The organism is Bacillus piscicola (assembly GCF_022458745.1).
Taxonomy (GTDB): domain Bacteria; phylum Bacillota; class Bacilli; order Bacillales; family Marinococcaceae; genus Alteribacillus_A; species Alteribacillus_A piscicola.
Genome location: NZ_JAJJJF010000007.1, coordinates 75,186 through 101,992, shown reverse-complemented (window position 1 = coordinate 101,992; position 26,807 = coordinate 75,186). Strand labels below are relative to the sequence as shown.

General features: G+C 47.5%; 23 protein-coding genes. 10 read left to right on the top strand and 13 right to left on the bottom strand.

Features of this window, described 5'->3' with window-relative positions; translation table 11 throughout:
* The first annotated feature begins 283 nt into the window (after nt 1-283).
* The 4 genes from LOR49_RS12035 to LOR49_RS12020 all read left to right on the top strand — a co-directional run bounded on the left by LOR49_RS12035 (nt 284) and on the right by LOR49_RS12020 (nt 5,461).
* Nucleotides 284-439 (top strand): Spo0E family sporulation regulatory protein-aspartic acid phosphatase, encoded by a 156-nt coding sequence (locus tag LOR49_RS12035; protein WP_420830443.1) that lies wholly within the window; start codon nt 284-286, stop codon nt 437-439.
* A 400-nt stretch (nt 440-839) separates the two neighbouring features.
* A complete protein-coding gene (locus LOR49_RS12030) occupies nt 840-2,780 on the top strand; it encodes a TcaA NTF2-like domain-containing protein (RefSeq protein ID WP_240376980.1) in 1,941 nt (646 codons plus the stop codon).
* An 853-nt stretch (nt 2,781-3,633) separates the two neighbouring features.
* Nucleotides 3,634-4,095: a chemotaxis protein CheX gene (locus tag LOR49_RS12025; protein ID WP_240376979.1), complete on the top strand. Its 462-nt coding sequence runs from the start codon at nt 3,634-3,636 to the stop codon at nt 4,093-4,095.
* Between the two features lie 91 nt (nt 4,096-4,186).
* A complete protein-coding gene (locus tag LOR49_RS12020; protein WP_240376978.1) occupies nt 4,187-5,461 on the top strand; it encodes a hypothetical protein in 1,275 nt (424 codons plus the stop codon).
* A 4-nt stretch (nt 5,462-5,465) separates the two neighbouring features.
* Here LOR49_RS12020 and LOR49_RS12015 read toward each other — a convergent pair whose 3' ends face one another.
* The 10 genes from LOR49_RS12015 to LOR49_RS11970 all read right to left on the bottom strand — a co-directional run bounded on the left by LOR49_RS12015 (nt 5,466) and on the right by LOR49_RS11970 (nt 13,132).
* Nucleotides 5,466-6,023 (bottom strand): hypothetical protein, encoded by a 558-nt coding sequence (locus tag LOR49_RS12015; RefSeq protein ID WP_240376977.1) that lies wholly within the window; start codon nt 6,021-6,023, stop codon nt 5,466-5,468.
* A 1-nt stretch (nt 6,024) separates the two neighbouring features.
* Nucleotides 6,025-6,657, bottom strand: a complete 633-nt coding sequence (locus LOR49_RS12010; RefSeq protein ID WP_240376976.1) for an SCO family protein — start codon at nt 6,655-6,657, stop codon at nt 6,025-6,027.
* A gap of 72 nt (nt 6,658-6,729) precedes the next feature.
* Nucleotides 6,730-8,409 carry a cbb3-type cytochrome c oxidase subunit I gene (locus LOR49_RS12005; protein ID WP_240376975.1) on the bottom strand — a complete coding sequence of 560 codons (1,680 nt, stop codon included), beginning with the start codon at nt 8,407-8,409 and terminating at the stop codon, nt 6,730-6,732.
* Between the two features lie 16 nt (nt 8,410-8,425).
* Complete coding sequence (locus LOR49_RS12000; protein ID WP_240376974.1) at nt 8,426-8,887, bottom strand: cytochrome c oxidase subunit II; 462 nt, start codon at nt 8,885-8,887, stop codon at nt 8,426-8,428.
* Between the two features lie 12 nt (nt 8,888-8,899).
* Nucleotides 8,900-9,061: a cytochrome c oxidase subunit 2A gene (locus LOR49_RS11995; protein ID WP_240376973.1), complete on the bottom strand. Its 162-nt coding sequence runs from the start codon at nt 9,059-9,061 to the stop codon at nt 8,900-8,902.
* A gap of 1,268 nt (nt 9,062-10,329) precedes the next feature.
* The gene (locus LOR49_RS11990) at nt 10,330-10,629 is read right to left on the bottom strand and encodes a metal-sulfur cluster assembly factor (RefSeq protein ID WP_240376972.1); all 300 of its coding nucleotides are present in this window, start codon (nt 10,627-10,629) and stop codon (nt 10,330-10,332) included.
* 21 nt (nt 10,630-10,650) lie between these two features.
* Complete coding sequence (locus LOR49_RS11985) at nt 10,651-11,898, bottom strand: hypothetical protein (RefSeq protein WP_240376971.1); 1,248 nt, start codon at nt 11,896-11,898, stop codon at nt 10,651-10,653.
* Complete coding sequence (locus tag LOR49_RS11980) at nt 11,898-12,113, bottom strand: DUF2249 domain-containing protein (protein WP_240376970.1); 216 nt, start codon at nt 12,111-12,113, stop codon at nt 11,898-11,900. The genes LOR49_RS11985 and LOR49_RS11980 overlap by 1 nt, the downstream gene beginning before the upstream one ends.
* Entirely contained in the window at nt 12,110-12,364 is a 255-nt protein-coding gene (locus LOR49_RS11975; protein WP_240376969.1) for a DUF2249 domain-containing protein, read from the bottom strand. The genes LOR49_RS11980 and LOR49_RS11975 overlap by 4 nt, the downstream gene beginning before the upstream one ends.
* Before the next feature lie 69 nt (nt 12,365-12,433).
* Nucleotides 12,434-13,132, bottom strand: coding sequence for a Crp/Fnr family transcriptional regulator (locus LOR49_RS11970; protein WP_240376968.1), 699 nt, complete (start codon nt 13,130-13,132; stop codon nt 12,434-12,436).
* A gap of 148 nt (nt 13,133-13,280) precedes the next feature.
* On the opposite strand from LOR49_RS11970, the gene LOR49_RS11965 reads away from it, so the two are divergent.
* The 4 genes from LOR49_RS11965 to LOR49_RS11950 all read left to right on the top strand — a co-directional run bounded on the left by LOR49_RS11965 (nt 13,281) and on the right by LOR49_RS11950 (nt 17,081).
* On the top strand, nt 13,281-13,514 hold the full coding sequence (locus tag LOR49_RS11965; protein WP_240377033.1) for a DUF2249 domain-containing protein: 234 nt from the start codon (nt 13,281-13,283) through the stop codon (nt 13,512-13,514).
* Between the two features lie 43 nt (nt 13,515-13,557).
* A complete protein-coding gene (locus tag LOR49_RS11960; RefSeq protein ID WP_240376967.1) occupies nt 13,558-14,649 on the top strand; it encodes a TIGR04053 family radical SAM/SPASM domain-containing protein in 1,092 nt (363 codons plus the stop codon).
* Between the two features lie 424 nt (nt 14,650-15,073).
* A complete protein-coding gene (locus LOR49_RS11955; protein ID WP_240376966.1) occupies nt 15,074-15,796 on the top strand; it encodes a YwiC-like family protein in 723 nt (240 codons plus the stop codon).
* Nucleotides 15,797-15,941: 145 nt separating this feature from the next.
* Nucleotides 15,942-17,081 carry an SLAC1 family transporter gene (locus tag LOR49_RS11950; protein WP_240376965.1) on the top strand — a complete coding sequence of 380 codons (1,140 nt, stop codon included), beginning with the start codon at nt 15,942-15,944 and terminating at the stop codon, nt 17,079-17,081.
* Nucleotides 17,082-18,133: 1,052 nt separating this feature from the next.
* Here the strand turns inward: LOR49_RS11950 and ilvB are convergent.
* The 3 genes from ilvB to LOR49_RS11935 form a co-directional block, all read right to left on the bottom strand.
* A complete protein-coding gene (gene ilvB, locus LOR49_RS11945) occupies nt 18,134-19,735 on the bottom strand; it encodes a biosynthetic-type acetolactate synthase large subunit (protein WP_240376964.1) in 1,602 nt (533 codons plus the stop codon).
* Nucleotides 19,736-20,029: 294 nt separating this feature from the next.
* Nucleotides 20,030-21,517: a GGDEF domain-containing protein gene (locus LOR49_RS11940; RefSeq protein WP_240376963.1), complete on the bottom strand. Its 1,488-nt coding sequence runs from the start codon at nt 21,515-21,517 to the stop codon at nt 20,030-20,032.
* 30 nt (nt 21,518-21,547) lie between these two features.
* On the bottom strand, nt 21,548-23,755 hold the full coding sequence (locus tag LOR49_RS11935) for a putative bifunctional diguanylate cyclase/phosphodiesterase (protein ID WP_240376962.1): 2,208 nt from the start codon (nt 23,753-23,755) through the stop codon (nt 21,548-21,550).
* Between the two features lie 338 nt (nt 23,756-24,093).
* Here LOR49_RS11935 and LOR49_RS11930 point away from each other — a divergent pair, with 338 nt between their 5' ends.
* Entirely contained in the window at nt 24,094-25,377 is a 1,284-nt protein-coding gene (locus LOR49_RS11930; RefSeq protein ID WP_240376961.1) for a TolC family protein, read from the top strand.
* Nucleotides 25,378-26,228: 851 nt separating this feature from the next.
* Complete coding sequence (locus LOR49_RS11925) at nt 26,229-26,684, top strand: MarR family winged helix-turn-helix transcriptional regulator (protein WP_240376960.1); 456 nt, start codon at nt 26,229-26,231, stop codon at nt 26,682-26,684.
* The last annotated feature ends 123 nt before the right edge of the window (nt 26,685-26,807 follow it).

Sequence of the window (26,807 nt, the reverse complement as noted above, 5' to 3'; positions counted from 1 at the left end):
GTGGCACTTTGTCTTTTGTTTCCTTCTGTTTTGTTTTATAATAGAGCAAGAAATGGTAGAGGAGTACTACATGTGTGATGATTACTTCAGGGTAGGTATAAAAGATCAAGAACTTCAGCCGATAAAATCAATAACGTTAGTAAAAAAGTTGCGAGGATCAGTTGGTGATGATGTGGATACTTTTTCATAACGTGGAGTGAGTAGTGCAACTGTCCTTGTTTTATGAAGGTCGTTTTTTTGTGAACCGGAAGTTGTTTCCAATACGGACAAGGGGGCAATGAAAGTGGAGCAATTAAAAATAGAAATAGATGAGCTGCGGCTAAAGATGATCGTTCTTTATGAGCAAATTGGTGATTTTACAGACTCTCGTGTCGTGCAGATCAGTCAAGAGTTAGACGAATTGTTAAATGATCTCGCCCAACGTGAAAAACCGATCTAAGTGGAAACCCGCCATTTATCATGAGCAACAGCCAAAAGGACGGCGTCACCATGCTCGTTGAAGTCATGACATCGATCCTATCTCGATTTCGTAACGTCATTGTTCCTCTATGACGTTGTGAAATCAAGTTCATTCCATTTTCATAGCCTCATACGACCCCCATAACGCCGCAGTATCTAGACTTTGCCGATTTCAAGGCGTCATTCGACCGCAATGACGTTGCTATTCTTTGCTCTTTCTAATTTCACGTCTTTATTCGTGTCGCCACCTGCTACGTGAGACGACATTAGCGCAGGAAAGCTAATCTTTTCTGTCATTGAATCCTTTTTCAAAGATTATTATACTTAACAAGAATACAAAAGGACTTTTTCATCAGGACTAGTTAAGGGGGAGACATGAAATGAAGTGGGGTAAGGGTGTTATTTTTATTTTTCTATTGCTTTTAGCCGCTGCCGGCTGCAGCAACGACGAGGAGACGCAGGCGGGGACGAAGAAATCGCCGGCTGCCGGGCATACGTCGTTTCTTTTGTTTGAATCGGAGTATGAATCGGATTACGGAAGTGCCGGGAATCTTTACATAACGGGAAAAAACGCGGAACCGAGCCGCATAGCAAGCGACGTGCTTGATCATGAATTTACGTATTACAACGAGGATGAAAAGGTATTATACGTGACAGAGAATCGTGATTTGTACGAGTTTACCGAAGAAGCGGGGTCGGTGAAGCTCGGAGAAAGCGTCAGTTCGTATCAACGGACAGGTGTGGATACGGTGACTTTTGTCGACGAACAGATGGACTTATACATGGTGAAAAACGGAGAAGACGCCGAGAAAGTGGCCTCGTCTGTTTTTCAGTACGAGCTGGCGGGAGATCATTTGTATTATACCGACGATGATGGGGACTTTCGTTTGTATAACGTCTCCACGCGGGAAGAGAAAAAGCTCTCCTCCGATGCTTTTGTTTTTGAGTTGTTGAGTGACAAAGAAGATATTGCCTACGTGAATGGGGAAAATGCGCTCTATTATGTAGAAAATGCCGACGCGGAATCCGTGAGAATCTCGTCTGACCCGGTACGTCCGGATTCTGCGGTGAAAATGAACGGCAAACTCTATTACGTCGGCTTTGCGGAAGAGGACAAGCCGGCGTTATATGTCGCTGACCTTGCGGAAAATACGCGTCCTGTGAAAATAATCGACGGGGTTCAGCAGTACGATTACTATAACGATCAATTTTATTACACAACTGAAGATGGCACCTTTTATCGCAAAGAGGAAGACGCCGATAAAGCGGTACGAATGACGAGTGAGGTTGCCAGGTTTGAGATCACGAAAGATGCGATTTTCTTGATGGACGAGGATGATTCCCTTTACAAGTGGACTGAAAAGGAAGAAAAACAAAAAGTCGGCTCGGATGTGATGGATTTTTCTATTACGGGGGACAACAAAGTACTATACAACAATACGAATCATGAGTTGTTTTTGAATAAAACAAAGTTGGAAACAGAGCTGGATAACTACGTTTATTCTTACGGCAATACGGCATATGCCACAACAAAAGACGAGCTCTATATCATGGAAAATATGAAAGAAGCCGAGCGAATTGATATCGATTTGAAAAAGTATTCGGCTGTTTTTTATCAAAATGAACGAGTGTATTCGAACCTGATGGATGCGGATGATATCGTCGGCGTCTGGAAAGCGGAGTACGAAGGGGATTCGACTTTTCTCCAGTTTCATAAGGACGGTGTGGTCGAACACTTAGAAAACGGGGAAAAAGTGAATTTTGACGTGACAGGGGAGACTTACGAGTCACTCGGACTTACGGTAGACGGGGAATACAGCACGTTACGCCGAGTAGAAGGGGGACTTTCGCTCGACACGAACGGCCAGGTGATTATGCTGACTAAATCGACGGCGGAAGAAGCAGCTGAGTATTATGCCGATGAACAGCTGCGCGCGGATAAACTGGCGGTCGAAGCGGTCATGAGCCAATACATTGAAAGCTTCGCGAGTGCTGTCAACTACGGTGAAATGTATTATATCAGTGATTTCATAGACCCAGCCAGTCCCCTTTATGACCAGCAAGCCGCTTTTATTGCCGACATGTATGCGAAAAACACGAAAGAAGAATTAGTAAATTATACCATCACCGAAATAAAAAGCGCCAAAGAGAGCGGCTATCACGTACGGGTAGAAGAGATCTTTACCATCTACTCCACGGAAACCGGAACCGAAACGAAAAAGCAGTATAACAACGTTTACCACGTCAAGCAAATAGACGGACAATTCTACATCACCGATCTGCAAGTTAACCAAGACGTTATCGAAGAAAATACAATTTAAACACCAGCGGAAAACCCATTGTGATGATCTACGTCACAGTGGGTTTTTTCCTTTAAAAGCGACGCCCAAGCAGGCGTATGACGTCATGAAAATAAACGATTGTAGAAATAACGACTCCATAGAGGTCGTATGAAGCGATGAAAGGAAGAAAGCGCCAGAATAGCGACGGCGTGGGTAGGCTATGACGTCGTGAAAACAGCAGATTGCAAAAATAGTGACGTCATAGGGGGTGAATGAGGTCATGAAAAGAGTGCGCCTCAAGAATAACTCCGTCGTAGCTGGTCAATGAAGTCATGAAAATGGTTGATCTACGAAATAGCGTCGTCATAGTGGTCGTATGGCGTAGCGAAAACAGCAGATTGTGAAAATAGCGCCGTCATAGGGGGTGAATGAGGTCATGAAAAGAGTGCGCCTCGAAAATAACTCCGTCGTAGCTGGTCAATGAAGTCATGAAAATGGTTGATCTATGAAATAGCGTCGTCATAGTGGTCGTATGGCGTAGCGAAAACAGCAGATTGCAAAAATAACAACGTCATAGGGGGTGAATGAAGTCATGAAAATGATTGATCTACGAAATAGTGACGTCGTAGGTGCACAATGGCGTCGTGAAAACTCCAGAATGCCAAAATAGCGACGTCATAGCGAGTCTGTGATGTCGTGAAAGGATCGCCGCTCGAAAAGAACAATGCCATTCGTGGTTGGTAAAGCAAAAGTCTTGGGCAATCAAAAAATACCCTCTAAACAATGGGTACTTTTGTCGATATAAAATGTGTCAGAAAATGTGACGAATAAAACGAGCCGCAGTCCCATGGAACGATACCCCTTTTTACATAAAACAAGGAGAGTGATTGTTATGCCACATTCATTAAACCCGGCAATGCCGGCGCCTTCTACGTTATTGAACATGATCACGACATCGATTGAACAGGTGGTTCCACTTCGTATTACGGTGGAGGAGTCCCAGCCGTTGGAGCAGGCGCTAACCTTGCGTTTTGGTGTTTTTATCGGTATTACCGGTGATATGAAAGGGAAGCTGTTGTTAACCGGGGAGCCGGCTGTGTTCGGTTCGATCGGGGAAACGATGTTTGGCATGCCGATTGAAGGGGAGATGCTGCAGTCGTTTAGCGGGGAACTGGGGAACATGATTGCCGGCAGTTTTTCGACAAATATGATGGCAGAATCGATTAAAACGGACATCACCGCCCCGACGATTCTGCAAGGAGACACGAGTCTCACCGGTTACGAAAAGGCCTACCACCTGCCGCTTACGTTTGCTGGTACAGGTACGATGTCGATTTTCTTGTTGATCGATTAAACAAGCAAAAATGCATGAAAAGAACACCCTTCCTGCCATGTGCAGAAGCCAAGGCCGATCTTTGCTAAAATGAGCAGAGGAGGTGTTGCGAGTGACAGAGAGAAAGCAGGACAAGACTCCGCCTAATGAGGTCATTGTTCGGTTAACCTTTGCCTTTTTTGCTACGGGAATGATGTCATTTCTAATTGCGATGATGGGGGGCATTTGGTTTTTCTCAGCAATTCTTGAAGGGTCGGTCCGGTCACCGGCGGGGTGGGCGCTGGCCCATTTGTTCGTCCTCGGGTGGGCGACGATGATTGCGATGGGGGCGAGCTATCAGCTTACGCAAGTGCTACTCCGAACCGTCCTTTTCAGTCGTTTTCTTGGCTGGCTGCATTTTTCTTTTTACACAGCTGGCGTTCTGGTGCTCGTACTTGGCTTTGCACGGGGAATCACGATGGGTGTCACGCTTGGCGGGGGTTTGATCGTGCTAGGCGTTCTCATCTACACCGTGAATATAGCGGTGACGACGGGAAAGAAAAAAGAGTGGAATCCGTATGTATGCGGAGTTGGCTTTTCGCTCTTGCATGTACTCGTGACAACGGGCTTTGGACTGGCGATGGGGGTCCAGGCGGCGTTTGGTGAAAGGATCCTTCCATTTGCCTATGAAACGGTCCTGCACTCTCATGTATGGTTCGGGATCGCCGGGTGGCTCGGCGGACTTATCATCACCTACTCGTTTAAATTACTGCCCATGTTTCTGGTGGCAGCGAAGCGCGCGAATCGGGATATGTACCTCATCCTCGGCTTGTGGCTAGCAGGGGTATGGGGATGGGCCGCAGCTATCTGGAGCGGTCAAAAAGCGGCGGCATATTTAGCTGCCATTCTTCTCTTTCTTGCGGTCAGTGTCTTCATAGGAATGGCTTGGCGTATTCGCTCACAAAGCCGCGGGAAGAGCCCGGGACCGGTTATGATCGCTTACCGGCTGTTGTTTTTCGTGTACGGTCTCTTTCTAGTCTGGCTTGTGGCTGTCTTATTTTGGCCGGGCACCGTTGTAATCGACAAGCTGACGGAGACGGTCGTTCTGTTTCTCATTCTCGGCTGGTTTTCCGGCTCGATTTTAAGTTATTTATCCAAAATAGTTCCGTTTTTGTGGTGGGCGCACCTTTTTCAAACGAAGTGGCAGAAGAAGAGGAAGGTCTTGCTTTCAGAGATGCTGCACGAACGGAAAATGACGAAGCTTTTGTATGGATATGTGCTCGGTACATTCTTCGTCAGTGTCGCCTTTTTCCTGGAAGTTCCGCTTCTCGCTGCAATGGGCCAAATCGTTGCGGTCGTGCTGCTTGGTCTCTATCTCACGGAGCTGGCTCGGGTATTTCGTTATTAAACCGTTATCTGAATTCCGATTGATCGATAAATAATAATTGCAGCAAGTAGATGACGATACAGACTCCGATGGCAAGAGATCCCCAGCCGAGTGTTTGTTGCTCGATTTCAAGATAATTGTTGCAAATTTGTTCGTCTGCTCCGATGTACAAGAACGCCATGAAAAGAAGCATTGCAGCGGCGTAGATCAAGACACTGTTTTTCCCGGCATTGGTAAGTTTCTTCCAGCTGTCACGAAGCGAAACACCGGCTAGAAAGGGCAGGCTGAAAAATTTGAACCATTCAACGGTTTGGAACGTTAAGGCCTCGTCCATCGCCCGTGGAATCATCCAGTAGCTCCAGATGATGACAAAAAGCACGATGCCCGGCACGCCATTATGATTCCATTTCTCGAAGAAAAGCGGGAATTTGTTTTGCAAAAAACGCCCCATCAGAAAACCGGCTGCCACAAGAAGCGGCATTTGCATGTGCATATGGACGATCATAATCGATTCCAGTAAATCGGCAACGGGAGGCAGGAGCAAAAAGAGATACAGCAGCAATCCATATACAGCTTGTTTCATTCTATTCTCCCCCTTTGGCTAGCACAGCGTTCACAGCGGCAGCGGCTTCCTCAATTTCCGTGAAATCCAATACGTCGAGCAGGCGACCTGTTTTTCCGACTAAATAAAAAGCGGCGTTATGTTGGAAATTCCCGTATTCATCAGGGATCACGATGACGCCGAGTGTGTGTAACAAGGAGTCGAGCTCCTCTTGATCCTGCGCTCGCGCCATCCGCCACGTCTCCCCGTCACTGCCGTAATACGTACGGTATTTGGCTAACGTCTCCGGGTCATCACGAGTCGGGTCAAAGCTGATACTAAGAAACACAATGTCTTTTCCGATCGATTCAGGCGGAATGAGCTCATATACTTCTGCCATGTTCATCTCCATTTGCGGACAAACGGTAGCACAGTTCGTGTACATAAATGTCATAAATACGTATTTGTCCTCGCTGAACTCGTCAAGATCAAACGTACGGAATTCGCTGTCTTGTAACGTAACAGGAGGAAGTGGCGGGTTGTTTTCCATGAGGTCAAGCGTTCGTGCGCTTTCCGAGGTGAATGCCCGGAATCCGTCTGTGCTCAGATAGAAAAGAACCCCTCCAAACAAGATGATAACAACCAATGACAGCAGGGTGCGCTGGTGGATGCTCATTTCTGAACACTTCCTTACGTCTAAAGAGGCAGTCCTTCGCTTTCTGGAGAAAGGATTGCCTCCATTTTTACATTACCATGTGCGGATCGGTGGTGATCCCGGTGGTGCGTGTACGATCATGTCTACAATTGGCACGACATAGGCCATCGCGACAACCATCAGCAAAAGGACGACCCAAAGGCCCCAACGCTCTGTCCATAATGGAGCAGGAGCAGCATCAGCAACTGGTTCTGCTGCAGGGAACTCGGTTACTCCTTTTGGAGACAGGAACATCATATGGAAGACCGCATACACTTGGATAATCACACCGACGAGAAGTAAAGTTGCGCCGGCGGCAAAGATATATTCATAAGGGATCCAGCTTAAAGCGTCTGGATGATCTTTGTAGGTCGTGTACGACGTTCGGCGCGGATCACCGAGCAGGCCTGCGATATGCATGGAACCCGCCATAATCGCCATACCGACGGTCCAAATAATCGTTTGGATGACCCCTACCTTGTTCATTTTTTTCGTTAAGGTCCGTTTAGAAAGATACGGAACGAGCCAATAACAAATACCGAAGAAGGTGAGCACGACCGACACGCCTACTGTGATGTGAAAGTGTCCAACCACCCACATTGTATTGTGAATCACCTGGTTTAACTGGTTGCTGCCGTTAATAATACCGCCGGCACCGCCAGGAATAAAAGAAATCATCGCAATCATCGGTGCAAGGAAGCGGACATCGCCCCACGGAAGTTTTTTCAGCCAGCCGAGTAGGCCGCGGCCGCCTTTTTGCCTGCCGGTACGCTCAAACACATGGAACATCGCAAAGGCAGTCATCAACGAAGGGACAGCAATAGACAGGCTCATAAATACATGTAAAAATTTGATAGATAGCGAGATTCCAGGATCAATAATCTGGTGATGGAACCCTCCAGGAATATTCAAGACGACGAGTAAAATAACAACAAGCCGAATTAATTTTTCATTAAAGTGCTTTCCGCCGATAATTTTTGGAACGATCGCGTACCAGGCTGACGTCGCAACCAAGTACCAAATGTTCACGAGCGTATGCCCGAATGACCAGAACAACGTACGGGCAACGAGCACATTAACGGTCTCTTTCCAACCAAGCGTCCACGGAATCAACGTTAACACTTCGACGGTCACCCCGAGACTTGCAAAGAACCAGAGGGTGAATACTCCCATTGCGAAGAAAGCAAGCAGCGGAGCAGGCTCTCCGGGATGATTTTTGCGCCAATGCCGGTAGTTGATAAAGACACCGAAGCAGCACGCCCAGATCCCAAGGACGAGAAAGACTAAGCCAATGTAAAAGAACGGTGACGCAGCAAGCGGTGGATAAAAGGTATAAAGGACAGAGGCGTCTCCCATGACAATTGTCGTGGTGACGAGCGCGACACCGATGACCATGAGAACGAGCCCGGTCCAAGCTAGTTTACGGACTTTCGGTAAAAGTCCCCCTAGTGAATGAGATAGATTCGCAAACTGGTAGCCGATTGTAAACGTAGTCGTAAAAACGATGACGAGCAAAATACCATGGGCGGTTAAAACTTGGTAATAATTGAGCCACGGCGGCAGCTGCATGAGGCCTGCCCGCTCCAACCCTTGCAAGAGTCCGAGAACGCCGCCGATGAAGAGCGCAATAAACGCGATAGATAAATAGCTGAGCGACACTCTGGCGTCTTCGGGGTGAGCGCCCAAGGCTTGTTTCGGTTTTTCATAGAAAACTTCTTTTAATGCATGTGCCATCCCTTTTCCCTCCTTCTTAGTTGACTGTAATCGTTGTGCTCATTAATTGGTGAGCCACGCCGCAATATTCATTGCAGAGAATTAAATATTCTCCAGGCTCATCGAAGGTTTGTGAAATCCGTTGAATGTGTCCGGGTGTCACCATCGCATTGATGTTGGTACCGGCAACCTGGAAGCCATGCACGACGTCTTTCGTTGTCAGTACAAACTCAACCTCTGCCCCCTTCGGTACGGTGATGTCATCTGGGTTAAAACTGAAAGCCTCCATTGTCATGACGACCTCGTATTTATTTTCACCAACTTTGAACACCCCCGGATGATCGAATGGAGCTGTTTCCTCTACTTTCTGCGGATCGATCGTTTCTTTATTGCTCGGCGGCCCCATTCCCATTGCGAAGGTTTGGTACCCGACGATAAACATAAATATGATTAAAATACCAGCACTAACAGTGAGCCATGTTTCTTCCAGCCGATGCATAATCGCTCCTCCTTATACTCTCGCCATATACAACCAAAACACAGCTACCCACATGACCACGATAACGGCAGCTACAAATCCTACCGACACCATCGTTCCTTTCATGGAGTTCACGTCTTCGTTGTTGTTTTTTTCCGGTGACTGCGAATGATGGGACAGGTGTTTCTCAGCCATCCTCATCGCTCCTTTCTGTGTAAGCTGCTTACAACCTCAGTGTATAAAAAAGGAGCGGGCGACGTAGTGACTATCATCACTAAAACGAAAAGAAGTGAATTAATTTCATAACTTAGATATGTTTATTTAAAGCCGAACAATTCGGATATAGTATAAAACGGTTGATTTTCACTGCAGGCGGGCGCTTTTAGCCGACGCTTGAGGGAGTCGCCGGCACTAATGAAATGCCAGAAAGAACAATAAAAAATCCGCTGCCTCCTCTCCCTGGGATCACCGGATTTTTTCACGTATTATTTTGTGCGTCTATGACGTCGTTATTATGACGATTCTGTGATTTCACACCGTCATCCGCCTGCTATGATGTTGCTATTTGGGGGATGAGGCATTTTCATGACTTCATAGACCGACTATGACGTCGTTATCTTCGTGGGCCACACTTTTGACGACCTCATAGCCCGTCTATGGTGCCGTTATTTTCGCAGGACGCAGTTTTGGCGACGTCATTGCTGGGTATGGCGTCGCTGTTTTGTGGCTCGATCCTTTTCACAACGTCATAGCCAGTCAATGGAGTCGTTATTTTCGCGTGATGTAGTTTTGAAGGCGTCATACCGCTTCAATGGCGTCGTTATAATAACGATTTTGTGATTTGGCGACGTCAACCGCCAGCTATGACGTTGCTATTTGGGAGAGGAGGCATTTTCACGACATCATAGGGTCACTATGCCGTCGTTATTTTCAAGGGATACAGTTTTGACGACATCATCCGGCCTGAGTGCAGTCGTTATTATTGCGATTTTGTGATTTGACAACGTCATCCGGCAGCTATGCCGCTGTTATTTAGGGGATGAGGCATTTTCACGACATCATAGGGTCACTATGCCGTCGTTATTTTCAAGGGATACAGTTTTGACGACATCATCCCGCCTGAATGCAGTCGTTATTATTGCGGTTCGCAGTTTTGGCGACGTCATCCGCCAGCTATGACGCTGTTATTTGGGGGATGAGCCATTTTCACGACATCATACGCTTGCTATGACGTCACTATTTCGTTAATCGCTCGTTTTCATGACTTCATTGACCGTCTATGACGTCGTTATCTTCGAGGATCGCATTTTTCACGCCTTCATTCCCCCTCAATGACGTCGCTATTTTTAAGATCCTATCATTTCGCACCGTCATCCGCCTGCTAGGATGCCGCAATTTGGGGGATGAGTCATTTTCACGACCGCATCCCCCTATGACGTTGCTGTTTTCTGGTGGAAGGGCTGTTAAAAACCAAGCTGTTCCATGGCGTCTTTGCTCATTTTCTCGGGTGTCCAGGCAGGTTCCCAGACGACGTCGACGTCAACCGCTGCGACAGCGGGTACCTCTTGCACGCGGTCTTTCATACCGAAGACGATACTGTCATGAAGGGGGCAGCCGGGTGTGGTTAACGTCATGGTGACATGGACGTTCTGTTCCGCATCGACGTCTACGTCATAAATGAGGCCGAGATCTACGACATTGATACCGAGCTCCGGATCATACACTTCTTTCAACGCTTCCACAATTTGATCTTTTAATTCCATTTTCCTTCACTCCTTCTTTTTTTACCGAGTGGCGATGGTGACGATCATCATGAGAAATAGGGCGGTGGCTGCAAAGAATAGGGCTTGGCTGAATAGGAACAGGACATTGGCTTGGACGGCAAGAGCGGCAGCGATTCCGAGGGCGGCGATGATGAACAAGGAGAACGTGACAACCGCCGTACGGTCGTTGATTAAATCTTTTAAAAGCGGGGTTCCTTTTTTACCGGCTACTGTGCTGTATTTGTACGTCCACCATAGAAACGGGACGACTTTGTATAAATAGCCGGCGATTGTAAAGGTAATCCAAATGATAATATAAAAATAAAGAATCCATCCGAAGGCGCGGCCTGCTTCTGGCAATGTTGCGGCTAAAACAGCCAGTAGATGGAGGAACCACCCGCCGGCAATCGATCCGAGGGAGAACATAAAGCCTTTATCCAGCCGTTTCTTGAGACGCTTCCGGACAATCTGTCTCATATGGAGAGCGAATAAGGAAAAAGCTGCAAAAAGTAAGAAAAGGCCAGCGATGAACAGGAGGGGCTGCCCGAAGAAAAAGGAGCCGGCAGAAGCGACGAGACCGGCTGCGTACAAGCCGAACACCCAGTTACTAAGTTTCATTGAAAAACCATGAGCTAAGGCAAACATCGGCACTAACTTGTATGAAAAACCGATGATCAACAATGTGAACCAGCCGCCAATTCCTAGGAGAATGTGCGTCTTAAGGAGGACGGTATGGTCGATAACGGACAACCCGAGCCCGAGATTAAGCGCAAGCAGGAGGCCGAGCCCAATTGTTAAAAACAGGCAAAGAAGCGACGCCACAACGAACAGGGTCATGACATTTTTTTGCTGCTGTTTGCGAAGACTCATGGCCATTTGAAAGAGAAACAACAGAATGCCGATCACCGTGATGCCGCCGCTCACAGCGAGTCCGTCCATATAGAAAAGAAAACTGCCGCACAGAAGCACGATCCCGACTGCGGTAATAAAAAATTGCATATAGCCGAGACGCATGCTCCAAATCGGGACGAGAAAGGCAACCGGGACCAGCTGGTACATCGCACCCATCGCCACCATCGTGCCCCATCCGAGGAGGAGCAGGTGAGCAGCACTCCAAATCAGCGGCGTCCTGTAAAAGCCATTCACTACGTTTTCGGCGTCCATGAACAAAAGCCCCTGTGAAGCGACGAAAGACAGTAAGGCAAAGAGGATAAAGAGAATCGGCAGCCGGATGTCGGTTTCTGATTTCGAAAGCGCCTGCGGGAACATCACCCGGTCTCCTTTCGAATGGTTATCTGCCAGCTTCCGTCTTCAAGCGGTTCTGACTCGTGCGTATATCCTCTTTCTTCGAGCTCAGGGTACAAAAACATCGGTTGCCGGTCATTGATGATAAGTAAGGTGCTCGTATCTTCTAATTCCTCGAGCGCTTCAAGCGTCCGCATCATCGGTTGAGGCGGTTCGAGACCGCGGTTATCGAGTTTCATGGTTGCGCCCCCTTTTCTGGGTAAAACGTAACGGCCCAGTGTCCTTTTGCCACATGCTCCACCTCATTTTGATACCCTTTTCGTTTCATATACGTTAAAAGGGGAAGCGGCTTAAATGTCGCATGAATGATTAACGATTCATCCGGTTTCAATGCTTGCACGGTGTCCTTGATGAGGTGCAAAGGTTCCTGTTTGTTGCGAAGCATTTCCCGCACATCAAGCACAACCGGCTCCGTTTTTTGATCAGCCATTCTATCCCTCTCCTTTCTTTTCTCTGTCTTTATTGTAGAAAAGAAAAGGGGAGGAAGTAGTGATGAATGTCACAGATCGAACAGTTCGTCTTGGATCGCCTCATTCGCAATAATCAAGAAGCCTGCACTGCTGAAACGAACCAAGTCTTTTTTTCGGAGCTTTGTCAGCGTCCGGCTCACCGTCTCCCGTGACGTGCCGATCATATTCGCGAGGTCGCGGTTCGTAAACTGGGTGTCCAGCTCGGTACGTTCGTCATCGTACGATTTTCCGTACAAGCTGCAAAGGCGGAGCAGGAGCATTAAGATTTGTTCATAGGTGTTATGCAAAACTTGTTCTTCTAAACGGTTCTGGAGATCGATGATTTTCTCACCGAGGACGCGAAACATTTTAATGCTTACTTCCGGATTGCGAAGCAGGATATTTTCAAATTCGTTAATAGGTATGACGATAAGAGATGTTTCTTCGAGTACCTCGGCGTGCGCAGGATAGCTACCCGTTCGAAAGAAGCCGACGTGCGGAAACATGTCATCTTCCTTTAATATGGAAACAATCTGTTCTTTTCCTTGTATGTCTGTTTTATAAATTTTCACCTTTCCTTTCTGAATAAAAAACACACGGTCCAGCGGGTCATCCTGCATAAACACAAACGAATGCGGGGTGAACGTTCGCAGTTGCGCGATCCCGACAATCGGTCCCAATTCCTCCTTCGTTAACTCTCGAAAAAGTGGCACTTTCTGCAAGTGCCGGGCAATGGCATCTATTGACATGTTACTTCTCCTTTCTATGAAAAGTGCTTTATGGTTCTATTGTGTGATAGAAATCACTTGTATGGTATGAGAAATATCACAGCAAGAGCGAAAAAAGCGTTTTATACTTGTTTTGTAACAATGAAGTGATCTAAAAGGAGGATAAATAATAATGGAATATGATGCAAGGGTAGACGCAACGAAGTATCCGCCAAAGGAAAAGCATCCTGTTATTTTCAAAACGTTTGATGGACTGGCTTCCGGGCAGACGATGGAGCTGACAAACGATCACGATCCTCGTCCGCTGTATTATCAATTTGCTATCGAACGGGAAGGGGCCTTTGATTGGAAATACCTTGAAGAAGGTCCGGAGACGTGGCGGGTCGCAATCGCAAAGCGGTAAAAATAGAACAAGTCTGTAGGGAACAGAAAGGGGGGAGAGGCCGATGCAGGACTTTAATGAAAATCCGTTTATCGTTATCTGGGAAGTGACGCGGGCCTGTGAATTGAAATGTCTGCACTGCCGGGCGGAGGCCCAGTACCGGCGTGATCCGCGCGAGCTGACGTTTGCAGAGGGAAAAAACCTGATTGATCAAATTTATGACATGGATAATCCGGTCTTCGTGTTTACAGGCGGCGATCCGCTGATGAGGCGTGACTTGTTTGATCTCGCCGAATATGCGGTTCAAAAAGGAGTCCGGGTCTCGATGACGCCAAGTGCAACACCGCTTGTGACGAAAGAGGCGATCGAGAAGGCAAAAGAAGTCGGGTTGTCACGCTGGGCTTTCAGTTTAGACGGGCCGAACGCCGCCATTCATGATCATTTCCGCGGAACGAGCGGATCCTTCGACTTAACGATGAACGCGATCCGTTATTTGCACGAATTAGACATTCCCGTGCAAATCAATACGACCGTCTCACGGTACAATGTCGATCACTTAGAAGAGATGGCTGTCTTGGTGGAGGAAGTAAAAGCGGTTCTCTGGAGTGTTTTCTTTCTTATCCCGACTGGCCGCGGCAAGATGGATGATATGATTTCGCCGGACGAACATGAAGACGTCTTGAATTGGTTGTATGACGTCAGCAAACGGTCTTCGTTTGATGTGAAAACGACCGAAGCCCATCATTATCGCCGGGTGTCTTTGCAGCGGAAAAAGCAGGAGAAAGACACAGGTGAGCGGCCGGTACCCGCAGGCAGTCTCTATGCAGGAAGTGCGGTCGGCCGCGCTCCAAAAGGGATTCGAGACGGGAATGGCTTTCTCTTTATTTCGCACACAGGCGACGTGTATCCGAGCGGCTTCCTGCCCATTGCGTGCGGAAATGTTCGAAAAACACCGCTCGCGGATATTTACCGCCATCACCCCGTTTTCCAAGAGCTCCGCAATCCTGACTTGTATAAAGGAAAGTGCGGTGTCTGCGAATTCCGGCGTGTTTGCGGAGGTTCACGGGCCCGGGCCTATGCCGTCACCGGAGACTATTTGGAAAGCGAACCCGCCTGCTCGTACATCCCAAAAGCATATAAAGAAATGCCGGTATAACACCTCCCACCCCAGGGAGGTTTTTTCTTTTGGGAACGCGGTGTGTTTGTGACTTTTCTCACATCCTTTTTCCCCCACAGCTATTAAAATGAAAGAGAATCAAAGACCATTTGTGCGACGAATCCAGATATGCGCGCGGAGAATCCGGAGAAGTGTGGAAAATCCAGATATGAGTGCGGGTAATCCAGACATGCGCGTGAGAATCCAGATATAAGCGCGGGGAATCCAGACATGTGCGCGGAGAATCCAGAGAAGTGTGTGGAAAACCCAAACATGGGCGCGAAGAATCCAAACATGTGTGCAAAGAATCCAGAGAAGCGCACGAAGAATCCAGTTATAGTCGCGAGGAATTGAGACGTGGTGTGGGAGCCTCAGACGCGAGTCTTTAAAAAAATATAATGAACATACGAGGAGGATGGACCTTATGAAAAAACTGCTGTTACCAAAGCAGCACGGTGCGTGGGTGATGGTGTTTCTGCCTTTTTTGATAGGTGTTATTGTCGGCCGGCCCGACTGGATACATATTTTACTCTTTCTGGGATGGCTGCTCTTATACATTTCTTCTTATCCGTTACTCAACGCTGTCAAAAACAAAAAGAAAAGAAGTATCTATATAAAATGGTTTGCTTCCTATACCGGCCTCGCGCTCTTGTTTCTGCTTGTGCCTGTCCTCCTTCAGCCAAAGTTGCTCCTAGTCGGGGTGGTCCTGCTGCCAGTGCTCGCGGTAAACCTCTCCTACGCAAAGAGAAAAAACGAACGAGCCCTTCTTAATGATTTAGCCGCCATTATCGGGCTGTGCGCGGGCGGACCTGCTGCCTATTATGCAGGGACCGGCGCCTGGGATGAGACGGCGCTGTACATTTGGGCGGCATCTGTCCTCTTTTTCATCGGCAGTGTCTTTTTCGTAAAAATGTTTATTAGAGAGAAGAAAAATGCCACGTTTAAATGGTATTCCTGGGCCTATCACGGTTTCGTGTTTATCAGCAGTTTTGTGTTTGGCTTCATAACCCTCGGTATCGCGTATTCCTTCAGTTTTCTACGTTCTTTCGTTTTTTATAAAAGGCCGTTACGACCCAAGCAAACCGCACTGATCGAGGCAGTCAATTCCGTTTATTTTCTCATTGTGATGGTGATTTGGCTCGCCTGACAAGCAGAGAGTAATTAAGAATATGGATATTTTGTGAAACTTCTCACAAAAAGGCACACGGTGTGCGCGATATCACACCCCGTCCCCAACGCTTACTCGTATACTAAAAGAAAAAACAGCAGTTTACTTAAAGGGGAAAGGAAATATGGAATTCATTGTAGGATTTATCATCATACTGAGTGTTTTGCTGGTTGTCAAAGCGTGTATGTTTAAAAGCGGCAGCCCTAATCCAGCGAACGGAGCGATTGTAATGGCATCCGGGATCTTTCTGCTCGGGGCTGCCCACCGTTTTCCAATGTTCAGCGGCTGGCTCGGTGACTTCCTGGCAATGGCTCTCTTGGCCGTTGCCGTCATGATCGCGGCCACTTTTGTAAAAACAGCCCGCCAAGGAGAATTCCGTCGTCAATTTACAGAGCCGAAAATAAAAAGTTTTGCGATCGGAACGTGGGTCGCTGGTACCTCCGTACTCGGGAATGTCCTGCTGCAGCAGTTTCCGGAAGTGCGCTCCGTCGTTCTCGTTCTTGCTATATGGAATGGAGCCTTGTGGCTGTTTTATCTTACTATTGTCATCAAACGGTTCAAGGAATTGTATACAAGCGATCTTTACAAACAAGCACACGGCATTTTATTGCTGTCTACGGTTAGCACCCAATCCATCGCCATATTGTATTTCAATGTGTTTGGCGGACAACTGCCCGGACTCTTTTTCAAACTGATCATTTATGCAGGGGTACTATTTTACGCACTTGGCTTCTACCTGATTATGAAACGGTACCGCGTCTTTTCCGAGTGGAGCGTTGCTGACGACTGGCAAAATACGAACTGTATTCTTCACGGCGCGATGTCGATTACGGGGCTTGCCGCGGCGACCACCGGAGCGGTAAGTGATTCTTTCACAATGGCGGTCTGGCTGTGGGTGCTCACCTGGTTTGTGATCGTCGAAAGTGTGGAGATCTGGCGGGCAAAAGTGCGGGTGAACCAATACGGCACCGAGCGGGCGCTTGGTCAATATAACGCCACCCAATGGTCCCGAAACTTTACATTCGGCATGCTGTACGCTTTTACAATGCAATTCGACCTCGCCGCGACCACCTTTGCGGAAGTAGGCTTCTTGGTCACATTGAGAGAAATCATTTTAACAGTCGGAGCTTGGATCGTGCTGCTCTTCCTCCTGAACGAAGTGCTGCTATGGATCAAAGCCAGATACGAATGGAAACCGGCCGCCTTATTTAAGAAAAAAGCAATACCAACCGCCAACCCCATTCACGAAAGCAACCGAGATTAACAAATACGAAAAAAACGGCTCCCCCAAACGAAGGAGGAGCCATTTTGCATGCCCTCACTGCCGCACCTCCGTGAAAAATAGTAAGGGGGGAAATGAATGACACCGTGAAAACGGATTGCTGCGGAAATAGCGACGTCATAAGGGGTGAATGAAGTCATGAAAACGGGTTGCTGCGAAAATAGCGGCGTCATTGGGCTGGAATGAAGTTGTGAAAATGGATTGTTGCGAAAATAGTGACGTCATAGGGGTTGAATGGGGTCGTGAAAACGGATTGCTGCGGAAATAGCAACACCATAGAGCTTGAATGAAGTCTTGAAAATGGCATGATGTGGAGATAGCAACGTCATAGGGATTGAATGAAGTCACGAAAACGGCTTGTTGTGAAGATAGTGACGTCATAGAGGCTGTATGAAGCTATGAAAAAGGTCTATTGCGAAAATAGCAACACCATAGAGATTGAATGAAGTCGTGAAAATGGCACGATATGGAGATAGCAACGTCATAGGGATTGAGTGGAGTCACGAAAAATGGATGTTGTGAAGATAGTGACGTCATAGAGGCTGTGTGAAGTTATGAAAAAGGGATGTTGCGGAAATAGCGGCGTCATAGGGCTTGAATGGAGTCATGAAAAACGGTTGTCGTGAAGATAGTGACGTCATAGAGGCTGTATGAAGCTATGAAAAAGGTTTATTGCGAAAATAGCAACACCATAGAGCTTGAATGAAGTCGTGAAAATGGCATGATGTGGAGATAGCAACGTCATAGGGATGGAATGGAGTCACGAAAAACGGTTGTTGTGAAGGTAGTGACGTCATAGAGGCTGTATGAAGCCATGAAAAACGGTTGTTGTGAAAATAACGACACCATAGAGCTTGAATGAGGCCGTGAAAACGTCTTGCTGTGAAAATAGTGGCGTCATAGGGCTGGAATGAATCGTGAAAAGTAGTTTTAAGGAAAATAGCCATGTCATAGCGTTTGATGGGGTTGTTGGTGAAAATAGAAAACGCCTTGGCTGGCATATAGTGCTAGCTAGGGCGTTTTGTTGTGTGTGGTTAGGAATGGATCGTTGCTTCTACTCCGGATCCTGGGGGGATCATCGGGTATACATTTTCCTCTTCTTTTACATCAAATTCCATCAACACCGGGCCGGGTAAGGATAGGCCGGTTTGTATGACTTCGCGTGCTTCGGCTGTTGTTTTTGCTTCCAAGCCGACTGTCCCGTATGCTTCCGCCAGGGCGCAGAAATGGGGGGAAGCTATTTTGACGGCAGAGTAGCGGCGGTTGTAGAACAATTCCTGCCACTGCCGGACCATTCCTAAATAGCCGTTATTCAAAATGACGACTTTGATTGGCAGCTGGTAGCGGGCGACGGTCATCCATTCTTGCACGTTCATTTGAAAGCTGCCGTCCCCGCTGACGCAGACAATTTGGCGGTGAGGTGCAGCGATGGCCGCTCCGATTGCCGCGGGCAGGCCAAATCCCATCGTTCCGAATCCACCGGACGTGATAAAGGTTCGTGGCTGGCGAAAAGTGTAATGATGGGCGGACCAAATCTGATGCTGGCCCACGTCGGTTGTCAGAATTGCATCGCGGTCCGTCATGTCACTAATCATGCGGATGACATGCTGTGGCTTTAAGATGCTGTTGGACTTCTCGCACATGGGCACTTTTTTGTGCAGGGACGTAACAAATCCCACCCATTCCGAGGTGTCTCCTTTTACGAGTCTGCGGTTGACTTCCAGAAAAAGACGGGAGATGTCCGCTTGAATGGGGAAGTCCACGTGTACATTTTTGTTAAGCTCTGCTGCATCAATGTCGACATGAATTTTTACCGCTTTTGGGGCAAACGTTTTCGCTTTACCGGTTACGCGGTCATTAAAGCGGACCCCTAAGCAGATGAGCAAGTCTGCTGAGTGAACGGCTTTGTTTGCGGCATACGTGCCGTGCATGCCAATCATGCCAAGGAATAGCGGGTGGTCTGCGGGAACGGCATCCAGTCCTTTCAGTGTGCTTACGACCGGAATGCCTGCTTTCTCCGCGGTTTTTCGTACGATGTCGGCTGCTCCTGAAATAATAACGCCGCCGCCTGCGATGATGACGGGCTTTTTCGCGCGTTTTATTTGCGTGACGATGGGTGCAAGGCATTTTTCCGCTATGGCAGGGGCACGCTTTTTAGGGGTGGAGAAAAAAGCGTCTGCATCCGCTGTTCCCGTCTCCATCCGAGTAAGGTCAAGGAGGACGGGTCCCGGGCGTCCCTCCTTTGTAAGAGACGCGGCAGCTGAAAGAACAGCCGGGAGATCTGCAAAACGGTGAACCCTGTACTGATATTTCGTAATCGGCATGGCCATCGAATAAAAATCGATCTCATTCCCGGTTGTACCGTGGTTATAAGCCGGCTGAAAATTCGTGACAACCAGGAGCAGGGGAACAGAGTCCATAAAAGCTTCAGCAAGCCCGGTGACACAATTAGTGGCAGCCGCCCCGCCAGCTGCAAGGACAACTGCCGGCTTGCCCGTAACGCGGCCAAAACTGTCTGCCGCATGAACCGCTGCCTGTTCGTGCATCATGATGGTGTGGTGAAAGGATTCTTGTTGCAAAAACAGGGGGAAAAAGCGGCGAACTCTGGGAACGTGCCGGCATAAAGGCGGTGTCAATTCCTGCTTGTAAAAGGGCGTCTGTCAGGGAGGACGGAGGAAATGGAGCATTTTTTCTAAAATCGCATTCAAGTCAATTCACTCCTTTTGTTCCTTTTATCCATTGTAAAAATGGAAAAAGAAACTGTCAGTGACGGCCCTCACAGGGAGCAATAAAACACGTTCTTTTTTCAGAAAAGGATGCAAAAAAACCGGCCACGATTCGTAAAATTCGTGACCGGTGACGGCAAATTTTTTACACCGGTCTTGCTTGCCTTGTCGCAACAAGCCGATCGGTGTTCCTCCTTTTTTGTTTTAGAGTAGTTGGTGCCTGATGGTTTCGGTGTACACGTAGTGTTGATTTTTCCCTTTTTCTTTAGAGGTATATAGCGCGATGTCAGCTTTCTTATAGAGCGCATCGGCGGTACGTGCGTGCTCGGGGGCAAGCGCGATGCCGATGCTGACGGTGACTGCGATGTCTTTGGCGGGCGAACGTGTCTCGATCATCTCCTTCGTCCGGTCGATAAGGCGCATCGCAATTGCCTCTGCTTCCTGCTGCGAGGCCCCGGGTAACGTAATCACAAACTCATCCCCTCCTAAACGGAAAGGGGTGTCCGTTTTACGAATAGACTCGCGGAGAAGCACGGCCATTTGTTGGAGAAGCTCGTCCCCTTTGTCATGGCCGAGGTGGTCATTGACGGCTTTGAAATTATCAAGGTCAATCATTAGTAGAGCAAAATGTTCGCCAGCGGACAAAGCGTCGGTTACCCCTTCATCAAACGCAGCCCTGTTTTTTAAGCCGGTTAAGCTGTCGTGAAAAGCGAGGTACATCGGTTTCGCGACCCATTTAGAAATCAAAAGGGAAATAGCAACTGCGCTCAGCAGGATGATGATGAGTTCCCAGACAAACTTGTTTTTGTTGGCGAGGAGCAGGGCCTGAAGTTCATGGTCATTGTAAACAACCTCGACAACTTTGTTTCTTGTTGTGCCCGTATCGAGCGCCGATACGTGAGGCACGTAACGGTAAGTGGCCGGTTCCCCCTGCCAGCTGCTTTCGATCTCCGAAATCTCGTGCGTTGCCAAAGTATGTTCGAATGCGTCCCGGCGTTCTTTCGTAAGTTTCGCATCGTCGACCGGTGTGCCTAACGAATAACCGCCAATGTTCAGAACGTGGATGCCATCGATGGAAGGGTACTTGTCGACGAGCTCATCGATGACGCGTAGAAAATTAAATTCTTCAAAAATAGCCCCGTCTTCAAGCGCGTAGCCGAGCTCAATGATGTATTTTTTGTCGGGGGTCGCCATGTAACTGTATTTCTTGATGGCACCGGTCGTTTGCTCGATGTCGAGGCCGTCATCGAAGAAAGCCCCGGATGCTCGTCGTTTGTCTAACACCCGGGCTAATTTCTGGCAGCACTCTGAAAAGTTCATCCCGATATCTTCGCGGTAGCTGCTGTGTGTAATCGTGTTCTCTTCGTTGATGAGATAAATATCCATGCCGAGACGCTCGCGTAATTCGCGGAAGTCCCAGTCATCGAGGGGTTTCTTTTCGTAAAGGTCCATCAGTATCGTTGTGTTCTCTTTCATGCGTACGGTTGTTTCCTGATCAAACAAGGAATACGCTTTTTCAAGGGATTGTAACGCATACACGACCATGTCTTCGGTCTGTTCGATTTGTAATTGATGATGGTGCATGACTTGTTCTTTCAGGCGTAAATGGTCAACGGTTGCGATGGTTAGCGAGAATACAAGGGCGAACCCGATCATGATGAGAAACAGTTTCCGTTTGAAATTTTCTTTCATCTTCTCTTGTCACCTCTTGCTGCACCCTTTTTATGTAATGGCGGTGGATGAGTCTTTTTCTGTTTGTTTGGGAAGGTTTCTCCAATGTTCTTTGGCGTTTGTCATGAAAAAGTCGGTCCACTTCTCTGGCGGGAGCGGTTTGCTGAATAGGTAGCCTTGTACGTGCCAGCAATTCATATCTTGTAAAAATTGAAAATGTGTGATGTCCTCGACGCCTTCCGCAATCACGTCCATCTGCAAATGTTGGGCGATCGAGATGATCATGGACACTAGGGCAGCCGTTTCTTGGTCGGTTACGAAATCACGAATAAAGGTCTGGTCAATTTTCAAACAGTCAAACGGCAAGTGTTTTAAGTAACTTAAAGAAGAGTAGCCGGTCCCGAAGTCGTCGACGGCTATTTGCACCCCGATTTTTTTCAATTCTTGCAAGATGACAAGGGAATGTTCCATATTTGTCATCAGCATGCTTTCCGTAATTTCAAGCACCAGGGAGGACGCCGCCAAATCGTGTTTCCTCAACACGTCTGCGACCATGTCGAGAAAATCGTCTTGGTAAATTTGCCGGGTCGAGAGATTGACAGACATCCGCAAATGCGGAAAACCGTCGTCATGCCATTTTTTTAACTGTCCGCAAGCCGTATCCAGCACCCATTCCCCGATCGGAATAATGAGTCCGTTTTGTTCCGCAATCGGAATGAATTCTCCCGGCGACACGAGCCCTCTCTCCGGGTGTTCCCACCGAAGCAGTGCTTCAAAGGCGATGATGTCCATCGTATCCGTCCTCACTTGCGGCTGATACAGTAAAAATAACTCATCGCGGGGAAGCGCCAGATACAGGTCATTCTCAAGAAGCAGCCGATCTTCCAGTTCCTCGGCCATACTAGCATCGTAGAAAAGATAGCCGCTTTTTTGCTCTTGCGCCTTAAACATCGCCACACTCGCATTTTTCAGCAGTTCTTCTTCGTCTTGTCCGTGCTCTGGATAGAGGGACGTACCAATATTCACGGTTACTTTCAATTGAAGATGCTGAACCTGAAGAGGTGCCTCTATCTGCTCTTTGATGTGCAGGCAGGTCGCTTTCACTTCTTCTTCCGTCGTGACCGGTGCGATCAAGAGCGCAAACTCATCCCCATTAAATCGAGCGAGGACAATCTCCGGTGCCAGGGCTTGGCGGAGACGGGTGGTGAGTGCCGCCAACAGCTTATCGCCAAACGGATATCCCAATGATTCGTTAATGTTTTTAAAGCGGTCGATATCTAAAAGCAGAACTGCCATCCGGTCGTTTTCACCGCATTCAATCGCTTCTTGTACCTGTTCTTTAAAGTAACGCTTGTTCGGAAGTGCGGTCAGTTCATCGTAATAGGCCATATACTCGATGATCGCTTTTCCTTTTTGCTGCTTTTCTTCTGTTTGTCTCAGCATCTGAAAAGGCTCCTGGACGGCCGTATAATAAAGGGCACGCATCAGGAAGAAGACACTGACTACTTGGTAAATATGTCCGGTGAAATTTCTCAAACCATGAACACTGCTGTACGACATGTACATCACATCACCGCAAATCAAGTAAAGCGAAGCGAGCAGGATCATCGCATAAAAGGGATTCCCCGTTTTCCGCTTGAAAAAGATGACGGCAGCAACAACAAGCTGAACCGCTAATGCCGTGATCTGCAGGTTATTTTTCAGAGCGGTCGTTCCCTGGCCTTCTATGACTAAATTTGGAAGAAGCGGGTCCGTCACATACAAAACGATAATCGACACAACGGCACCCAAAAGTGCTGTCCCGTAAAGAGACCATCGCCTTCGCAAGGGCACCTTTCTTTCTTTTGTAAGGACGATGAAGAGGAGGCCGAAAGCGAGCAGGAGACGACTAATGATGTAAAACCACGTTGCTTGATAAGCGGAACTTTCTGTAAAGAAAAACGGCATCCCCTCGTAAGAAACAGCGTGACCGATCTCGAGCAGGGAAACGGCGAAAAAGAGTGCCCCTAAGCCAATTCGCAGATTAGACAGGGAATACGGGAACACCATCCAGGCTTGCAACGCAATTGACGCCGACACGATGACGATAAAGAAGCTAATCAATAAATGAGCAGTCGGGAAATTTTCCTCGCCAATACTGCCGTAGAGGCTTTCATTTAAGTAAAAGATGAAAAAAACAAGCAGGAGTGGAAAAATGAGTGTAACGGATTTTTTTGTAAGAAAACGATTGCTTCGTTTTTGCTTTTGCTGAACTTGCACAATCAACCCCCCTGTCACTAGTAATTTTTGGAAATAAGAACGAATTGGAAAATGGACGCTAGTCGCGATTACCTGCACTACGAACTAGGACTTTATGATGGCTATTTTTCCTGTTATTAGTTCTCATATATGACTTATCGGTTGAAGATAGCGGATTTTTAAGAGGGAATCGAAAATGTAACGCATTTTTCGAAAATTGTCTTGTATGGGACAAAAAACATAACGCCCATCCTCCCTCTATTTTTCTACCATCTTTGTGATAAAATAAGAGTATGGTACGATAAGGAAACAGTTAACGATGATTACCAATAGAGGGAAGGCGAATGGGGGAGACGGAAATGAAAAAAGCAATGACAACGAGCTTAGCGGTGATGCTCGCAGCTTCTTCTTTTACACCAGCAGCTTTCGCGGATGGGGTTCAGCCGGATGCGGAAGAAGAACAGGGGGAAGCAGTACATAACGAAGAGGACGAAGCCGATCAGGAAGAAGCGGGCGAGGAAGAGGAATTAATCGAGACGCTGACGCTTGAAGAGGCCGTGGCATTTGCCCTTGATGAAAATACATCCTTACTTCTGCTCAATCACCGGTTAGGAAATTTAGAAAGTGAGCTGGGTGGAGCGGAAAAAGACTACCGTGATTTGAAAGAGGACATTGAAGACCTGGAAGATAAAATGGACGAATTACGTGACATTCAAAAGGAAACAGGGAACCGCACCTTTCAGTCCCGTCTGCAAATCCAAAATCAAATAGAAGCGTTGGAGGATCAGCTGAAACCGCTGGAAGATGCGTTCCGGCAGATGAATTCCAGCGAAACGAGTCTTACGTACGAAAAGGAAAAAGCAGAAGAGGGCGTGAAGCTGGCGGTTGCTTCCAAGTTCATGCAGGTAATCGGCTCCCAGGAACAGCTTGAGCTTCTGCAAGACTCTTTCGAAACCGAATCAAAACGGGTAGCGAACGTGAAGAAGCGCTATGAAGTTGGCGTCGCGTCACGAAATGAATTTTACACCGCACAGCGCGAACTGACGCGTTTGCAGGCGCAAATCGATCAACTGGAAAGACAGATCAAGAATGACACCGCGGTGTTTACGCTCGACATCGGCATTGTCAACCACCCGGATTTGAAGCTTCAAGCACCAGAACTCGAAGACATGACAGCAGTGACACAAGAGAAAACGACCGAGGAGTTAATCGAGAACTCGTACAGCATGAAGAGTGCGAAAGAGGCACTTGCCCTCGCGAAAGCAGACCGTGAAGCAACGCATGAGGACGAAGACGCTACAACTTATGAAAAAAATCAAGCCGACATTGCCGTTGAAATCGAAGAGAAAAATATCGTTCAATTAAAAGAAGACTTGACGAAAGCAATTGACAACACCTTTAAACAGGCGGCAGACCAGTACCAAGCCATGCTCGACGCCCGCTTTGAACTGGATTTTGCCAAAGAAGATTACAACAACTTGCGCGTGCAGCTCAACGCCGGCGTCATCGCCCAGGCAGATTACGATCTCGCCTCCGTGCAAGTCGAACAAAAAGAAGTAGCATACGAACAAGCGAAACAAAACTATATCCTCGCCAAACAGCAAGTCGAATCCGTACGAAACGGACTCATTCAGCAGCAGTAATGGTGGGCGCTTGGAATAGCCAGCACCCTGTGGAGAAGTATTTCCGCAGGGTGTTTTTCTATTTCACCCGCCGCGAAGGAAGCTGTTATTGTGGCGTCACTGCGAGATAGCGTCACCATACGTGGCCAATGACGTTGTTATTTTTCGCTCAGCATCATTTCGCGACGTCATAGGTCCTCAATGGGGTCGCTATAATGCTGCTCTTGCAAAATAGAAGTCTCATACGTCGCCAATGAGGTTGTTATTATTCGCTCAGTGCAAATTCACACCCTCATCCACCATCAATGACGCCACTATTTTTCAACCATTGCGAATTCGTAGCGTCATAGGTGATCAATGATGTCGTTATAATGCTGGTTTTGCAATATAGAGGACTCATACGTGGTCAATGGTGTTGTTATTTTGCTGCCATTGCAATATAGCGCCCTCATTCACGGTCAATGACGCCATAATTTTTCAACCATTGCGAATTCGCAGCGTCATAGGTGCTCAATGACGTCGTTATAATGCAGCCGTTGCAAAATAAAAGCCTCATACGTCGCCAATGGGGTTGTTATTATGTCATCATGGAGAGATAGAGACACCATCCGCCCTCTATGACACTGTTATTTTGCCGACACCGCAATATAGCAACACCCCCCCTTCTATCCTGCTGTTATTTTCCAACCTTTCTTTTTTCATCTCTTCATTCCGCCTGCCCCGACATAAAAATACGCCGTTTGAAGTCTCACGTGGACATACAATTGTCGCTTGACGGGCCTGTTTTTTTGCTTTATATTTTTTAACAGTTAATATGTTTAATAGTTTTGCAAAATAAATTATTCATATGTACGAAGGAAGGGGGGAAGGAGGTGGAAAAAGAGGAGTTGTTACGAGCGATTGATGAGTCTCTCTTCGATCTATTTTTAAAAATAGATGAAGAATTTGGGGGCTATTACATAGATGTGCCGGAGAGGTACCGGTTTGTCCTAATTGTCATTTCGAAATACGAATCCTTATATGTGAAGGACTTGGCGCGCCTGTTACATGCGTCACCGAGCTCGGTCAGTCAGTTGTTATCCAAGATGGAGAAAGAAAACTACATCGTTCGGGAGCTGGATGTAGAGAAGCGCCGGCAGACGTTTGTCCGATTAGGAGAAAAAGGCAGGGACGTGCTGGAAAGCATGGAGAAAACGCGAAATGAGATTTCTTCTAAATATTTGTTGAAGCTCTCCCGTGAGGATCTGACAGCTTTTCATGAAATTGCATTGAAGTTAAAAACAATTGTAGACGCAGAGCGAAAATCATCCACAGAGTCGCACAGTTGACAACATTCGTTTTCATGTCAAAAATCGTCGAAAACATGACTTCTGGCTTACGATATAATGAAGCTGAATGATGTACATAAGAACGACGTGGATGCTAGCAATCTTACAAATACTAGGTAATGG

Excerpts from the sequence above, each read along its gene's own strand:
- LOR49_RS12030 (WP_240376980.1), top strand. The coding sequence starts at position 840 with ATGAAGTGGGGTAAGGGTGTTATTTTTATTTTTCTATTGCTTTTAGCC.
- LOR49_RS12025 (WP_240376979.1), top strand. The coding sequence starts at position 3,634 with ATGCCACATTCATTAAACCCGGCAATGCCGGCGCCTTCTACGTTATTG.
- LOR49_RS12015 (WP_240376977.1), bottom strand. The coding sequence starts at position 6,023 with ATGAAACAAGCTGTATATGGATTGCTGCTGTATCTCTTTTTGCTCCTG.
- LOR49_RS12010 (WP_240376976.1), bottom strand. The coding sequence starts at position 6,657 with ATGAGCATCCACCAGCGCACCCTGCTGTCATTGGTTGTTATCATCTTG.
- LOR49_RS12005 (WP_240376975.1), bottom strand. The coding sequence starts at position 8,409 with ATGGCACATGCATTAAAAGAAGTTTTCTATGAAAAACCGAAACAAGCC.
- LOR49_RS12000 (WP_240376974.1), bottom strand. The coding sequence starts at position 8,887 with ATGCATCGGCTGGAAGAAACATGGCTCACTGTTAGTGCTGGTATTTTA.
- LOR49_RS11995 (WP_240376973.1), bottom strand. The coding sequence starts at position 9,061 with ATGGCTGAGAAACACCTGTCCCATCATTCGCAGTCACCGGAAAAAAAC.
- LOR49_RS11990 (WP_240376972.1), bottom strand. The coding sequence starts at position 10,629 with ATGGAATTAAAAGATCAAATTGTGGAAGCGTTGAAAGAAGTGTATGAT.
- LOR49_RS11985 (WP_240376971.1), bottom strand. The coding sequence starts at position 11,898 with ATGTTCCCGCAGGCGCTTTCGAAATCAGAAACCGACATCCGGCTGCCG.
- LOR49_RS11980 (WP_240376970.1), bottom strand. The coding sequence starts at position 12,113 with ATGAAACTCGATAACCGCGGTCTCGAACCGCCTCAACCGATGATGCGG.
- LOR49_RS11975 (WP_240376969.1), bottom strand. The coding sequence starts at position 12,364 with ATGGCTGATCAAAAAACGGAGCCGGTTGTGCTTGATGTGCGGGAAATG.
- LOR49_RS11970 (WP_240376968.1), bottom strand. The coding sequence starts at position 13,132 with ATGTCAATAGATGCCATTGCCCGGCACTTGCAGAAAGTGCCACTTTTT.
- LOR49_RS11960 (WP_240376967.1), top strand. The coding sequence starts at position 13,558 with ATGCAGGACTTTAATGAAAATCCGTTTATCGTTATCTGGGAAGTGACG.
- LOR49_RS11955 (WP_240376966.1), top strand. The coding sequence starts at position 15,074 with ATGAAAAAACTGCTGTTACCAAAGCAGCACGGTGCGTGGGTGATGGTG.
- LOR49_RS11950 (WP_240376965.1), top strand. The coding sequence starts at position 15,942 with ATGGAATTCATTGTAGGATTTATCATCATACTGAGTGTTTTGCTGGTT.
- LOR49_RS11940 (WP_240376963.1), bottom strand. The coding sequence starts at position 21,517 with ATGAAAGAAAATTTCAAACGGAAACTGTTTCTCATCATGATCGGGTTC.
- LOR49_RS11930 (WP_240376961.1), top strand. The coding sequence starts at position 24,094 with ATGAAAAAAGCAATGACAACGAGCTTAGCGGTGATGCTCGCAGCTTCT.